The following is a 14,023-nucleotide window of genomic DNA, read 5'->3' as shown; positions in this document are numbered from 1 at the left end:
GAACCTGAATGTCAAGCCGGGCGATTCACGATGCGTTCGGCTATCCCCCCCTACCTTGCGCCATCTTTCCGCTCACCAGCCAGTTTCCGGTGAGCCGGCGCGGCCCCCTCGATCGGTACTGATCGTTCTTTTGGGGCTGCCCACGGGGCGGCCCCGATGGCCGCCTCCCCATGACGCCAAGTCGTACCCCGCCTCCTGTCGCGCCCGCGGCCGGAACCGGAGCGTGCGGCCCATACGGAGCAAGGAGTTATATGAAACTGGCCTGGATTCTCTGGCTGTCGCAGTTGTTGCCGCAGCCGGCCGCTGATTCATTGTGTTTGAGCACCACCGTGTACCTGGAAGCCCGCGACCAGACCCTGCGTGGCCAACAGGCCGTGGCCGAGGTTGCCCTGCGCCGCCTCGACAGCGGCCTGTGGGGTGACTCGATGTGCCAGGTGGTGACCGCGCGCAAGCAGTTCGCACCGACCATCGTCTCCCCCGGCACCCAGCTGGGGAACGACGCGGCCTGGAGCGAGGCGATGAACGTGGCCTTCGACGCCGAGCGCAACTGGGCGCTGCCGGCCGGCGAGCGCCGCGAGATCGTGCCCGGTGCCAGTCACTTCGCCGCGCTGGCCATCGCCAGCCCGAACTGGCGCAACGCCTACCAGGTGGCCACCATCGGCGATCACACCTTCTATAAGGTGCAGAACCTCAAGCCACGGCAGTCGTAACGATCCGTGCTGGCGGCAGCGTTGCCGCCCGCCGCCAGGCTCTGGGATAGTGGGTGCTTCCCGCACGCATCACCTGGAGTTCCCATGAAGCTGTACAGCAAGCCCGGTGCCTGTTCCACCGCCGACCACATCGCCCTGCAATGGACCGGCCAGCCGTTCGAGGTTGAACTGCTGAACAAGGACACCCTGAAGGGTCCGGAATTCCTCAAGATCAATCCGGCCGGCGCGGTACCCGCGCTGGTCGATGGCGACTTCGTGCTGCTGCAGAACGCGGCAATCATGGGCTACATCGCTGACAGCTTCCCGCAGGCCGGCCTCGGCGGCGACGGTAGTCCGCGCCAGCGCGCCGAAGCCACCCGCTGGCTCGCCTTCGTCAACTCCGATGTGCATCCGGCGTTCTCGCCGCTGTTCGCGCCGGGCAAGTTCATTGCCGACGAAAGCCAGTTCGATGCGATCCGCGCCGCCGCACACAAGCGCCTGCGTGGCCTGTTCGAGACCGCCGACAAGCAGCTGTCCGACAAGCCGTGGCTCGCCGGCTTCCGCAGCTTCGCCGATCCGTACTTCTACATCACCCTGCGCTGGGCCGCCGGTACCAAGGTCGATCTGTCCGGCCTGGACAACCTTGCCGCCTACAAAGCGCGCATGGATGCCGATCCGGGCGTGCAGGCCGTGCTGAAGGCCGAAGGCCTGGCCTGACCCTGGTCAGGGGTCAGAGCCGTTCGCGTGGCGAGCGGATCCGGCCCCAGAGGCCCCGAGGCGGGGTCGGAACCGTCTGCGCAGCAGGCGGCTCTGACCCATCGGCTCCATCGACCCGATCAGCCGATCTGGCGGATCACTTCGCCCTTGGCATCGCGCAGGTAGGTCGGCACCACTTCGATGCGCAGCGCCGCCGCCACCGGGTAGATACCGCGCTCGGCACGCACGCCCGCCAGCGCCTGCAGTCCCGGCTCATCCAGTGCCCAGCGCGCGCTGTCGGCGGACACGTCGCCGACGTCACTGCGCCCGGCCGGAATGAATTCCCACTGCCGCTCGCGGCTGACCAGTTCCAGCGATTTGCCATGGCGCAGGCGCAGCGGCAGCAGTTCGCACACGCTGGCGACCTGGCCGGCCCCCAGCACCAGGGTAGTGATGCCCGCCTCCTGCCGCCAATCCAGTGTCTCGATGAACAACATGCCGGTACTGGAGCCCTCGCGCTCGCTGCCGGCCCTCACCTGCTGCGCCAACCCCGCATCGTCCAGCAGGTTGCCGCGGTGCAGGTCGCTGATCCACAGCGGCATCGCCGGCTGCAGCACCTGCAGCACACCGCGCGTCGACCAGCGTTTGACCGCCTCCATTTCTTCGTCGGTCAACCCGACCAGCTGCAGGAACTGCAGATGACCATTGGCGGTATCACGCGCGGGAAGCTGCGGGTCGGCGATGAAGGCGAGGTGGCACAACCGCGTGTCGGTCTCCAGCGCAATCGGACCATTGGCATTGAGGTGGTGACCGTCCTCGAACACATTGCCGCTGCCGAACACATAGCGCGCCAGGTTCTGCAGCAGGTTCATCGGCCACACCGGCGGCTCACTGCCTGTGGTCTCGCCGGTGCTCGCAGCCAGGCGGAACGTCAGTTCGAAGCCATAACCGCTGTTGGCGGCATCGCTGCTCTCCTTGGCGTACAGCTCGGAGAATCCATAGGTGATGTAGTGCCAGTGCGGGACCGGCGCATCCGCCCAGTACACGCTGATGCCATCGAGGGGATCCTGGCCACCCAGCGTGTATGGCAATGCAGTGCCGTAATGCCGCGGTTCCTGGCCGGCATGCAACGGCGCAAGCGCGGCGTTGATCGCGTCCCAGCCTGGGGTGTCGGTGTCGTCGTGGTCGTCCTGCACGGGAGACTCCTTGTGGGAAGTGAACCGGTCACTTTACGCGGTGGCTCAGGCCTGCACGACCTCGCCACCGTCATTCACCACGGCCGCCTGGGTTTCCTGCCACCAGCGCTGGGCCAGCGCCGGGCTGCGCGCCTTGCCCACCGCCGCCAGCAGTTCCGGGCACAAGCGCTCCAGCGCCAGCGCATCGGTGCAGCGTTCTATCTTCAACTGCATGAAGTAGCCCTTCAGGCCCAGGTGGCGGCGCACGGCCTCGCTCATCGCGTCGTACAGCTGCTGGTACAGCGCCGGATCCTGTTCGCGCCCGGTGCTGATGCCACGCAGCGGTGTCACCTCGGCACTTCCGCCGATCACTTCGATCAGGCCCTGTGCGGCCAGCTGCTCCAGTGCATCGGGTGGTGCGCGCAGGCCTTCGAACAGGCCGCGCAGTTCGGTGTCATCGCGATGGCCGTCAACCATCAGCAGGATCGAACGCAGTGCCGCCGGCAGGCGCCGGCCACGGTCCTCTATTTCCTGACGGCCAGCAGCCGTCTTGGCGTGCAGCAATGCCATTGCCTCCCCCTCCCTCGATGCGCAATGCCGGCGCACCCTTGCGGGCACGCCCCCCTGTGTGCCATCCCCGGACGGGGCGCGCCTTCCCCGGCGCGCGCCGCGTGTTGCAGGTCGATGACAGTCCGAGCTTAGCGCATGTTCTGGGCGCGGAGGGTAGTGCCGGCCGCTGGCCGGCAACCCCATGATTCCCGAGGTTGCCGGCCAGCGCCCGGCACTACCGGATCAGCGGCCCAGCGCGCGGCGGATCTCCTCCAGCGCTCCGGGGTCATCCAGCGTCGACAGGTCGCCCGGGTCGCGCTGCTCGGCCAGCGCCTGCAGCGAACGCCGCAGCAGCTTGCCCGAGCGGGTCTTGGGCAACGCGTTGACCACGTGCACATGCGCCGGGCGTGCAACCGCACCGAGCGATGCGGTCACCGTGGCCATCATCTCGGCCACCACCGGCGCCGGATCCTCACCATCGAGGCCCTGCTTGAGGGTGACGAACACCAGCGGCACCTGCCCCTTCAGCTCATCCTTGACCCCGATCACGGCGGCCTCGGCCACACGCGGATGGCTGGAGATGGCTTCTTCAATCTCGCGCGTACCCAACCGGTGACCGGCCACGTTGATCACATCGTCGGTGCGGCCGAGGATGAAGGTGTAGCCATCGTCATCGCGGATCGCCCAGTCCAGTGAGCTGTACAGCAGCTCCTTGAAGTGGCTGAAATAGCTCTGCAGGAAGCGGCTGTCGTCGTTCCACACCGTGCTCATGCAGCCCGGCGGCAATGGAGGGGTCATCACCAGCACGCCCTTCTGCCCCGGCGCCACTTCTTCGCCGGTGTTCTCGTCGATCACCTTCATGCGGTAACCGAGATTGGGGAAGCCCGGCGAACCGAACCGGACCGGCTTCATCTCCAGGCCCGGCAGCAGGGTCAGCGCCGGCCAGCCGGTTTCGGTCTGCCAGTAGTTGTCGATGATCGGCTTGCCAAGCGCCTCGCTGATCCAGTGCGCGGTCGGTTCATCCAGCGGCTCGCCGGCCAGGAACAGGTACTTCAGTGCGCCCAGGTCGTGGCGATGGATGAAGTCCGCGTCGTGCTTCTTCAGCACGCGGATGGCGGTGGGCGAAGAGAACATCGTGCGCACGTTGTACTGCTCGCACAGCGCCCACCAGATGCCCGGATCCGGGTTGGTCGGCAGCCCTTCGTACAGCAGCGAGGTGCAGCCACCGATCAGCGGGCCGTACACGTTGTAGGAATGGCCGACCGCCCAGCCGACATCGGAGGTGGAGAACATCACCTGCCCTGGCCGGCAGTCGAACACGGTCTCCATCGACTGCGCCATCGCCACCGCATAGCCGCCGACATCGCGTTGCACGCCCTTCGGCTTGCCGGTGGTGCCGGAGGTGTACAGCAGGTAGCTCGGCTCGCTTGATTCCAGCCACTGTACCGGCACATCGGTTTCGCCGAGTTGCGCATGCAGGGTGGCGTATTCCACATCGCGCCCCGCCACACGCGGTTCTGCCGGGTCCAGCCCACGCGACACGATCAACACATGTGGCGGCGGATTACTGGCCTCGGCACAGGCCGCGTCGACCATCGCCTTGTACGGAATCAGCTTGCCGCCGCGCATGCCGGCATCGGCGGCGATCAGCAGTTTGGGCTTGGCATCGTCGATGCGCAGCGCCAGGTTGTGCGCGGCGAAGCCGCCGAACACCACCGAGTGCACCGCACCGATGCGCGCGCAGGCGAGCATGGCAAATACCGCTTCGGCCATGTTCGGCATGTAGATCACCACGCGGTCACCGTGACCGACGCCCAGGTGCCTGAGCACGGCGGCGAAGTCGTTCACTTCGCGATACAGCTGGCGATAGGTGATCTCGCGGGTGCTGTTGGTCTCGGTGGAGATGGCGACCAACGCCAGCTGGTCGGCGCGGTCGGCCAGGTGGCGGTCGACGGCGTTGTAGCAGAGATTGGTTTCGCCACCGACGAACCAGCGCCGGAACGGCGGATTGCTGTAGTCGAGCACCTGCTGCGGCGGTTTGTGCCAATGGATGCGCTTGGCTTCCTCGCCCCAGAAGGCCTCCGGCTCGTCGATCGAGCGACGGTAGGTTTCCTCGTAGTTCATGACGCAGCCCTCCCAGACAAAGTCATGGGTTCGAGGATAGTCCGGCGCTGCCGCGCGGGCCGCCCTACCTTGGTAGGGGGTGTGTTGCCGGCAGGGCTGCGCCCTGCACCCGCCGAAGCAACGGCAACGGCAATGGCAACTGCAACAGCCGAAGCAACAGCAATGGCAGATTCCGGGTTTGGCGGGGAGGGGGCAGATGGCGGGGGACGCTGCAAGTACGTCCCTGTAAGCTCGGTCGCGCCATCCATGGCGCTCACGCCCCCGCCATCTGCCCCCTCCCCGCCTCCGACAATTTCCCGCTGCTGTTGGGCTGCTGTTGGTAGCTGTCGACCTTGGTCGACACGTAGATCCACGCCATGCGTGGATGCTTTTCGATGAATTGTCGAAATATTCGATTCCGATGGATTTGATCCACGCAAAGCGCGGACAGACCTCCGTCACCGGAGATCTGTCGAAGGCGGGGCGGTGCGGGTTGGCAGGACCGTTGGCGCCATGGATGGCGCCATCGAGCCCCCATGGATGGGTTAACGGCGTGTCCTGCCAACCCACACCGCCCCGCCCAACACGCAGAAAACCAGAGCTGCCTTGGCTTTTGGCATTGCTTCGGTTCGTAGCAGGGTGCAGGGCGCAGCCCTGCCGAACACCCTACCCTTCTAGAACGGAGTCGCAGACTCGAACGCGAGCACCTCGCCTGTCACCGGATGAGTGAACTGCAGCTTCCGTGCATGCAGGCACACGCGCTGCGCTGCCTCTGCGCCATACAGCACGTCACCAACGATGGGATGGCCGAGACTGGCCATGTGCAGGCGCAGCTGATGGCTGCGGCCAGTGATCGGTTCCAATTCCACGCGGGTGCGCTGCGCTTCAACATCACGGGCAAGTACACGCCAGCGTGTCAGCGCCGGCTTGCCGCGTTCGTGGTCGACCATCTGCTTCGGCCGGTTCGGCCAGTCCACGATCAGCGGCAGATCCACCTCACCGGCTTCGGCGTCCAGCTCCCCCTGCACGATCGCTTCGTAGCGCTTGCCGACCTGGCGCTGTTCGAACTGCATCGACAACGCCGCCTGCATGTCCTTGCCACGCGCATGCAGCAGCAGGCCCGAGGTCACCTGGTCCAGGCGGTGCACGGTCAGCGCGTCCGGGTACAGCGCCTGCAGCCGTGCGATCACGCAGTCCTGGTTCTCGGCGCTGCGACCGGGCACGGACAGCAGTCCGGCCGGCTTCTCGGCCACCAGCAGCGTGTCGTCGATGTAATGCAGATGGATCATGTCGTTGCCAGGTGCTCCATACGAAAACGGGGAAGCCGAAGCCTCCCCGTTTCATTTCAGGCAGTGCCGGCAAGCTGCCGGCACAGACCGCATCAGCCCAGCAGGTGGGCGACGCCGGAGCGCTCTTCTTCCAGCTCGGCCAGGGTCTTGTCGATGTACTTCTGGCTGAAGTCGTCGATCGGCAGATCCTTGACCAGGGTGTACTTGCCGTTCTCGGTGGTCACCGCGAAGCCGAAGATCACGCCTTCCGGAATACCGTAGGAACCGTCGGACGGCACGCCCATGGTGACCCACTTGCCGTTGCTGCCCAGCACCCAGTCACGCACGTGGTCGATGGCTGCGTTGGCCGCCGAAGCCGCCGAGGACGAGCCACGGGCTTCGATGATCGCCGCGCCGCGCTTGCCCACGGTCGGGATGAAGGTGTTGGCGTTCCATTCCTGGTCATTGATCGCATCGGCGATCGACGCACCATCGGCGGTGGCGAAACGGTAGTCCGGGTACATGGTCGGGCTGTGGTTGCCCCACACGACCAGCTTTTCCATGCCACCGACCGGCTTGCCCAGCTTGGCCGACAGCTGGCTCAGGGCGCGGTTGTGGTCCAGGCGCAGCATGGCGGTGAAGTTTTCCGGCTTCAGGTCCGGGGCCGACTTCATGGCGATGTAGGCATTGGTGTTGGCCGGGTTGCCTACCACCAGCACCTTCACGTCACGGCTGGCGACCTTGTTCAGCGCCGCGCCCTGGGCGGTGAAGATCTTGGCGTTTTCCAGCAGCAGGTCCTTGCGCTCCATGCCCGGGCCGCGCGGACGCGCGCCAACCAGCAGGGCGATGTCAGCGTCCTTGAAGGCCACTTCGGCGTCGTCGGTACCGACCATGCCGGCCAGCAGCGGGAAAGCGCAGTCTTCCAGCTCCATCATCACGCCCTTCAGGGCGGCCTGGGCCTTGTCGACCGGCAGTTCCAGCAGCTGCAGGATGACCGGCTGGTCCTTGCCCAGCATTTCGCCGGAGGCGATGCGGAACAGCAGGGCATAACCGATCTGGCCGGCGGCGCCGGTCACGGCAACACGAACGGGTGCTTTCATGGGGGTTTCCTCTTGCTTGCAAGCGTTTGATGGAACGCCGCGGGCGTGGCCGAGCAGGCCTGGCGGGCGGCGGGGAACAGGGAAACGGCCACCGATGGGTGGCCGTTTCGAAGGGGGATCAGGCGGCGAGGAGCTTGTTCCACTCCGCGACGCGGTCGGCCTGTGCGGCGAGCACGGCGTCGGTATCGCCTTCCAGGGTGATCGAATGGATCACGTCACCCTGCTTGACCGAATCGACGATGGCCTGGCCTTCCAGGACCTTGCCGAACACGGTGTGGCGGCCGTCCAGCCAATCGGTCTTGATGTGGGTGATGAAGAACTGGCTGCCGTTGGTGTTCGGGCCGGCGTTGGCCATCGACAGCGAGCCGACTTCGTGCTTCACGCCGTTCTTCTCGTCCTCGAACTTGTAGCCCGGGCCACCGGTGCCACGACCCTGCGGGCAACCGCCCTGGATCATGAAGTCGGCGATCACGCGGTGGAAGATCAGGCCGTCATAGAAGCCGTGCTTGACCAGGTTCACGAAGTTGGCAACGGTCAGCGGCGCCTTGTCAGCGAACAGCTCGACCTTGATCGGGCCCTGGGTGGTGTCGAAAGTGGCGATGAGGGACATGAAGATCCTTGATGCAGAGGGGAATGCGTCTAGCCACCTAGTTTACACCCGCCTCGTGGCGACGGCGGCTTCGACCATGGGCGCAGATCCCTGCTTCAGCCTCCGGAAGGGGGAGGCCAGACCTACGGCCCCCAGGCCCCGGCCCAGCTTGGGGGACACCCAGCTGAATGGGCACCATGACCGATGTGAAATCCGGGTTTTCGCCAATCGTCAACTTCGACGTATAATGTTGGACTTCTTTTTCCAAATCCGGCGCCGACTGGCCCCCTTTCGTATGTCCATCGAAAATCTTCGCAACATCGCCATCGTCGCCCACGTCGACCATGGCAAGACCACCCTGGTCGACCAGCTGCTGAAGCAGTCCGGCACCCTGTCCGAGCGTACCGTCCTCGCCGAGCGCGTGATGGACAGCAACGACCAGGAAAAGGAACGCGGCATCACCATCCTGGCCAAGAACACGGCCATCACCTGGGAAGACAAGAAGACCGGTATCAAGAACCGGATCAACATCGTCGACACCCCCGGACACGCCGACTTCGGCGGTGAGGTCGAGCGCGTGCTGTCGATGGTCGACACCGTGCTGATCCTCGTCGACGCGATGGACGGCCCGATGCCGCAGACCCGCTTCGTCACCCAGAAGGCCTTCGCGATGGGCTTCAAGCCGATCGTCGTGGTCAACAAGGTCGACCGCCCGGGCTCGCGTCCGGAGTGGGTGATCGACCAGGTGTTCGACCTGTTCGACAAGCTCGGCGCCACCAATGAGCAGCTCGACTTCCCGATCGTCTACGCCTCGGCCCTGAACGGCTACGCTGGCCTGGAAGACACCGTGCGCGACGGCGACATGACCCCGCTGTACGAAGCAATCATGCAGCACGCGCCGAAGCCGGAAGTCGATCCGGAAGGCCCGTTCCAGATGCGCATCAGCCAGCTGGACTACAACAACTTCGTGGGCGTGATCGGCATCGGCCGCATCCAGCGCGGCACCCTGAAGAAGAACATGCAGGTCGCGGTCATCGACCGTGAAGGCAAGAAGCGCAACGGCAAGGTGCTGCAGGTGCTGGGCTTCCTGGGCCTGGAGCGCATCGAGCAGGATTCGGCCGAGGCCGGTGACATCGTCGCCATCTCGGGCATCCAGGAGCTGACCATCTCCGACACCCTGTGCGCCCCGGACACCCCGGAAGCGCTGCCGGCACTGACCGTCGACGAGCCGACCATCTCGATGACCTTCCAGGTCAACAACTCGCCGTTCGCCGGTAACAAGGACCTGTCCGGTGGCAAGTTCCTGACCAGCCGCCAGATCAAGGACCGTCTGGACCGTGAAAAGGTCCACAACGTCGCGCTGAAGGTTGAACAGCTGGAAGATGCCGACAAGTTCCTGGTCTCCGGCCGTGGCGAACTGCACCTGTCGGTGCTGATCGAGAACATGCGTCGTGAAGGCTACGAGCTGGCCGTGTCGCGCCCGGAAGTGATCATCAAGCAGATCGACGGCCAGGCCATGGAGCCGATCGAGCAGCTGGTGGTGGACATCGAAGAAATCCACCAGGGCGGCGTGATGGAAAAGCTGGGCACCCGCAAGGGCCAGCTGAAGAACATGGAATCGGACGGCAAGGGCCGTGTGCGCCTTGAGTACCAGATCCCGGCCCGTGGCCTGATCGGTTTCCAGAACGAGTTCAAGACCCTCACCCAGGGTTCGGGCCTGCTGTTCCATGTCTTCGACCACTACGGTCCGAAGGAGCAGGGCGCGATCGCCAAGCGCATCAACGGCGTGATGATCGCCAATGCGCCGGGCGCCACGCCGGCCTACTCGCTGGGCCCGCTGCAGGAGCGCGGCAAGCTCTTCGCCGCTGAAGGCGACAACGTGTATGAAGGCCAGCTGGTCGGTATCCACTCCAAGGACAACGACCTGACCGTCAACGCGATCAAGACCAAGCCGCTGACCAACATGCGCGCTTCGGGCAAGGACGATGCGATCCAGCTGACCCCGGCGATCAAGTACTCGCTGGAACAGGCCCTGGACTTCATCGAAGACGACGAGCTGGTCGAGATCACCCCCAAGGAGATCCGCCTGCGCAAGAAGTTCCTGACCGAAAGCGACCGCAAGAAGGCTTCGCGCGGCGGCTGAGCCAGCACCCCGTGAACCAGAGCGGCTACAACCCGGATCCACACCGGCATCCGGGTCTGCACGTCATCGCCTTGCTCGAAGCGAGCAAGGCGATGCTGGCGCTGTTGGCCGCAACCGGGCTGGAAGTGCTCGGACCGCAGCCGCTGCGGCACGGCATCATGGCCCTGATCCGGCGCTTCAGCCTGGATCCGGACCATGGCACCCTGCCCTCGCTGCTGCACATGATCAGCCCCGACGCGGTGCACCTGGCCGCGGCGGGGATGATCGGTTACGGCCTGCTGCATCTGGTTGAAGCCTGGGGCCTGTGGCGTGCCAAGGCCTGGGCCTCCTGGCTGGGCTGCCTGACCGCTTCGCTGTACCTGCCGTTCGATATCTTCGCGATCATCCGCCATCCTGGCTGGCCCTCGTGGACGATCCTGGCGATCAACCTGATCGTGGTCTACGTGCTGGCCCGCGACCTGCGCAAGCGCCGCCGCTGAGCTCCGGCTACACTGGGGATTGGAGCCGACCAAGCCGCCCCATGCGCCCGTCCTTGCCGCCCCTCCTGATCTGCCTGCTCGCTGCGCTGCCTGCGCTGCTTGTCGCTGCCTGCAGCCCGGCCACGCCCAGCGCCCACGCCGCCGAACCTGCCAGCCGCAACGTGCCATTCCCCTACGCCGAAACCGATGTCGCCGACCTGCAGGCGCGGATGACCGCCGGCGAACTGGACAGCACCACCCTCACCCAGGCCTACCTGCAGCGCATCGCCGCGCTGGACCGTGCCGGCCCCCGACTGCGCGCGGTGATCGAACTCAACCCGGATGCACTGAAGGAAGCCGCCGAACGCGATCGCGAGCGTCGTGACGGTCGCCTGCGCGGCCCGCTGCACGGCATCCCAGTCGTGCTGAAGGACAACATCAACGCCGCGCCGATGGCCACCACGGCCGGCTCGCTGGCGCTGCAGGGCTTCCGCCCGGACGACGCCTATCTGGTACGTCGCCTGCGCGAGGCCGGTGCCGTGGTGCTGGGCAAGACCAACCTCAGCGAATGGGCCAATTTCCGCGGCAATGATTCGGTGTCCGGCTGGAGCGCGCGCGGCGGCCAGACCCGCAATCCCTACCGCCTCAGCCATTCGCCCTGCGGCTCCAGCAGCGGCAGCGCAGTGGCCGTAGCCGCCAACCTCGCCAGCGTGGCGATCGGCACCGAAACCGACGGCAGCATCGTCTGCCCGGCTGCGGTCAATGGCGTGGTCGGCCTGAAGCCGACGGTCGGCCTGGTCAGCCGCGACGGCATCATCCCGATTTCCTTCAGCCAGGACACCGCCGGGCCGATGACACGCAGCGTCGCCGATGCCGCCGCCGTGCTGACCGCCATTGCCGGTCGCGATGACGCCGACCCGGCCACCGCAACCATGCCTGGCCGCGCGGTCTACGACTACACCGCGCGCCTGGACCCGCAGGGCCTGCGTGGCAAGCGCATCGGCCTGCTGCAGACGCCCCTGCTGAAGTACCGCGGCATGCCGCCACTGATCGAACAGGCCACCACCGAGCTGCGCCGCGCCGGCGCAGTGGTGGTGCCGGTGGAACTGCCCAACCAGGGCGCCTGGGCCGAGGCCGAACGCAGCGTGCTGCTGTACGAGTTCAAGGCCGGCCTGGAGCGCTACCTCAGCACCCATCGCGCGCCGCTGCGCAGCCTTGCCGAACTGATCGCCTTCAACCAGGCACACAGCAAGCAGGAACTGGGCCTGTTCGGCCAGGAACTGCTGGTTGAGGCAGATGCCACCGCCGGCCTGGCCGACCCGGCCTACATCCGCGCGCGGACCGATGCGCGCCGCCTGGCCGGCCCGGAAGGCATCGATGCCGCCCTCGCCGCCCATCAGCTCGATGCACTGGTGGCACCGACCACGGGCGTGGCGTGGCCGATCCGCAGTGACGGCGACGACTTCCCTGGCGAGAGCTACAGCGTTGCCGCCGTAGCCGGCTATCCCAGCCTCAGCGTGCCGATGGGGCAGATCGATCGCCTTCCGGTCGGCCTGCTGTTCATGGGTACCGCCTGGAGCGAACCGAAGCTGATCGAGATGGCCTATGCCTACGAACAGCGCACCCGCGCACGACGGCCGCCGCACTTCGATACTGACGCGCTGATCGACGCTGGCGAGCCTTGATCGGCGTGGTAGTGCCGGCCGCTGGCCAGCAGATCCCGGGGCGCCGGCCAGCGGCCGGCACTACCGATCCGCAGGCTCCTCCGGCACGATCGCCGCCTCACCATCTTCCGCACCCGGCGACCGTACATCCGCGGTGCGTGCGCGAGGTCCTCGCGGCATGTCCAGTTCGTCTTCGTGCTGCACGCGCGCACGCACCTGCGGCAACGACTGCGGATGCTCGCGCGCCAGGAAATCCAGCATCCGCTCTCGTACCAGGCAGCGCAGGTCGAAGGCATCACCGGAACTGCGTGCGCTGACCAGCAGGCGGACCTGGATTGCCCGTTCGCTGGTTTCGGTTACCTGGGTCACGCAGACCCGCCCATCCCACAGCGCCTCACCACGGCAGATGCGCTCCAGCTCGGTGCGGATCGCCGCGATCGGGGCGCGGTAGTCCAGCCACAGGAACGCCGTGCCGAGCAGATCGGCGCTGCGCCGCGTCCAATTCTGGAACGGGTTCTCGATGAACCAGGTCAGCGGCACCACCATGCGTCGCTCATCCCAGATGCGGACCACGACGTAGCTGCTGCCGATCTCCTCGATACGGCCCCACTCGCCTTCGACGATCACCACGTCATCCAGCCGGATCGGCTGCGTCACCGCAATCTGCAGGCCAGCGATCAGGTTGCCGAACACCGGCTTGGCCGCGATGCCGGCCACCAGGCCGATCAGGCCTGCCGATGCCAGCAGCGCGGTGCCGATCTTCTGCACCATCGGGAACGTCAGCAGTACCAGCGACGCGCCCAGCACGATGATGCCGCCCATCAGCACACGGCTGAGCACCCGCGTCTGGGTCTGGATGCGGCGCGCCTCCAGGTTGTCGGAGACATCGATGGGATGGCTGCGCAGGATCGCGCGCTCGCCCGCCGCAACGCCCCGAACCAGCAACCAGATGAAGCAGGCAGTCAGGGCGATGTGCAGCACGCGCAGCAGTTGATCGAGCGTGTGTTCCGGCAATGGCGTGGCCTGCAGCGCCGGCACCAGCAACAGCAGGGGCAGTGCAAGGGCCAGCGGCGGTCCGATCACCCGGCCAATGCGCGCGCGGCGCCGGTCACGCCCGCGCAGGCGGCGGTACAGTGCCAGTACGACCCAAGCGCCCAGGCCACCGACCACCAAAGCGGTTCCGATCGGCCACAGATACTGCTGCAGGTGTTGCCATATCACTGCGCATTCTCGCTGTCTGCATCAAGGAGCCAGCGTGGCGCATGCACCATGAGCGCGATGTCAGCCGTTCGTAAGCAGAATGTAGGCGGAGGTATTCGGCAGGGCTGCGCCCTGCACCCGCGGTAGTGCCGGCCGCTGGCCGGCAACCTCAACAGCAACAGCAAAAGCAAAGGCCGGTTTACTGCGGGATGGCAGGGTGGGGCCGGTTGCGGGGGACGCCGTGAATCCGTCCCTGGAGGCTTGGGCGCGCCATCCATGGCGCTTACACCCCCGCAACCGGCCCCACCCCGCCTTCGACAATTTCCCGCCGCTGTTGGTGGGTGTCGACCTTGGTCGACACGTAGATCCACGCCATGCGTGGATGCTCT

At 66.2% G+C, this 14,023-nt stretch carries 12 protein-coding genes; 5 read left to right on the top strand and 7 right to left on the bottom strand.

Annotated elements, in window-relative coordinates; all coding sequences use genetic code 11:
- Window positions 1-251: 251 nt before the first annotated feature.
- Window positions 252-710, top strand: coding sequence for a cell wall hydrolase (locus ACZK2G_RS04230; protein ID WP_004145661.1), 459 nt, complete (start codon window positions 252-254; stop codon window positions 708-710).
- 84 nt (window positions 711-794) lie between these two features.
- Window positions 795-1,406: a glutathione S-transferase N-terminal domain-containing protein gene (locus ACZK2G_RS04225; protein ID WP_136640048.1), complete on the top strand. Its 612-nt coding sequence runs from the start codon at window positions 795-797 to the stop codon at window positions 1,404-1,406.
- 119 nt (window positions 1,407-1,525) lie between these two features.
- Here the strand turns inward: ACZK2G_RS04225 and ACZK2G_RS04220 are convergent, their stop codons facing one another.
- The 6 genes from ACZK2G_RS04220 to ACZK2G_RS04195 all read right to left on the bottom strand — a co-directional run bounded on the left by ACZK2G_RS04220 (window position 1,526) and on the right by ACZK2G_RS04195 (window position 8,190).
- The gene (locus ACZK2G_RS04220; protein ID WP_136640049.1) at window positions 1,526-2,581 is read right to left on the bottom strand and encodes a suppressor of fused domain protein; all 1,056 of its coding nucleotides are present in this window, start codon (window positions 2,579-2,581) and stop codon (window positions 1,526-1,528) included.
- Window positions 2,582-2,626: 45 nt separating this feature from the next.
- On the bottom strand, window positions 2,627-3,130 hold the full coding sequence (locus ACZK2G_RS04215) for a hypothetical protein (protein WP_136640050.1): 504 nt from the start codon (window positions 3,128-3,130) through the stop codon (window positions 2,627-2,629).
- Window positions 3,131-3,352: 222 nt separating this feature from the next.
- The gene (prpE, locus tag ACZK2G_RS04210) at window positions 3,353-5,233 is read right to left on the bottom strand and encodes a propionate--CoA ligase (protein WP_136640051.1); all 1,881 of its coding nucleotides are present in this window, start codon (window positions 5,231-5,233) and stop codon (window positions 3,353-3,355) included.
- Between the two features lie 653 nt (window positions 5,234-5,886).
- A complete protein-coding gene (locus ACZK2G_RS04205) occupies window positions 5,887-6,501 on the bottom strand; it encodes an RluA family pseudouridine synthase (RefSeq protein WP_426354266.1) in 615 nt (204 codons plus the stop codon).
- A gap of 92 nt (window positions 6,502-6,593) precedes the next feature.
- Complete coding sequence (locus tag ACZK2G_RS04200; RefSeq protein ID WP_136639360.1) at window positions 6,594-7,580, bottom strand: malate dehydrogenase; 987 nt, start codon at window positions 7,578-7,580, stop codon at window positions 6,594-6,596.
- Window positions 7,581-7,698: 118 nt separating this feature from the next.
- Window positions 7,699-8,190, bottom strand: a complete 492-nt coding sequence (locus tag ACZK2G_RS04195) for a peptidylprolyl isomerase (RefSeq protein WP_136639359.1) — start codon at window positions 8,188-8,190, stop codon at window positions 7,699-7,701.
- A gap of 274 nt (window positions 8,191-8,464) precedes the next feature.
- Here ACZK2G_RS04195 and typA point away from each other — a divergent pair, with 274 nt between their 5' ends.
- Genes typA through ACZK2G_RS04180 form a run of 3 tightly spaced genes read left to right on the top strand, consistent with a single transcriptional unit; the run spans window position 8,465 to window position 12,455 of the window.
- The gene (gene typA / locus ACZK2G_RS04190; RefSeq protein WP_012510162.1) at window positions 8,465-10,312 is read left to right on the top strand and encodes a translational GTPase TypA; all 1,848 of its coding nucleotides are present in this window, start codon (window positions 8,465-8,467) and stop codon (window positions 10,310-10,312) included.
- An 11-nt stretch (window positions 10,313-10,323) separates the two neighbouring features.
- A complete protein-coding gene (locus ACZK2G_RS04185) occupies window positions 10,324-10,791 on the top strand; it encodes a DUF2127 domain-containing protein (RefSeq protein ID WP_012510161.1) in 468 nt (155 codons plus the stop codon).
- Window positions 10,792-10,832: 41 nt separating this feature from the next.
- Window positions 10,833-12,455 (top strand): amidase, encoded by a 1,623-nt coding sequence (locus ACZK2G_RS04180; RefSeq protein ID WP_136639358.1) that lies wholly within the window; start codon window positions 10,833-10,835, stop codon window positions 12,453-12,455.
- A gap of 60 nt (window positions 12,456-12,515) precedes the next feature.
- On the opposite strand, the gene ACZK2G_RS04175 is transcribed toward ACZK2G_RS04180, so the two are convergent.
- A complete protein-coding gene (locus tag ACZK2G_RS04175; RefSeq protein ID WP_136639357.1) occupies window positions 12,516-13,655 on the bottom strand; it encodes a mechanosensitive ion channel family protein in 1,140 nt (379 codons plus the stop codon).
- Window positions 13,656-14,023 lie beyond the last annotated feature (368 nt).

Source organism: Stenotrophomonas sp. 107298_Sma (assembly GCF_056480345.1).
This window is presented reverse-complemented; position numbering and strand designations above follow the sequence as displayed.

Coding starts and splice junctions, on each gene's coding strand:
- ACZK2G_RS04230 (WP_004145661.1), top strand. CDS start 252: ATGAAACTGGCCTGGATTCTCTGGCTGTCGCAGTTGTTGCCGCAGCCG.
- ACZK2G_RS04225 (WP_136640048.1), top strand. CDS start 795: ATGAAGCTGTACAGCAAGCCCGGTGCCTGTTCCACCGCCGACCACATC.
- ACZK2G_RS04215 (WP_136640050.1), bottom strand. CDS start 3,130: ATGGCATTGCTGCACGCCAAGACGGCTGCTGGCCGTCAGGAAATAGAG.
- prpE (WP_136640051.1), bottom strand. CDS start 5,233: ATGAACTACGAGGAAACCTACCGTCGCTCGATCGACGAGCCGGAGGCC.
- ACZK2G_RS04205 (WP_426354266.1), bottom strand. CDS start 6,501: ATGATCCATCTGCATTACATCGACGACACGCTGCTGGTGGCCGAGAAG.
- ACZK2G_RS04200 (WP_136639360.1), bottom strand. CDS start 7,580: ATGAAAGCACCCGTTCGTGTTGCCGTGACCGGCGCCGCCGGCCAGATC.
- ACZK2G_RS04195 (WP_136639359.1), bottom strand. CDS start 8,190: ATGTCCCTCATCGCCACTTTCGACACCACCCAGGGCCCGATCAAGGTC.
- typA (WP_012510162.1), top strand. CDS start 8,465: ATGTCCATCGAAAATCTTCGCAACATCGCCATCGTCGCCCACGTCGAC.
- ACZK2G_RS04180 (WP_136639358.1), top strand. CDS start 10,833: ATGCGCCCGTCCTTGCCGCCCCTCCTGATCTGCCTGCTCGCTGCGCTG.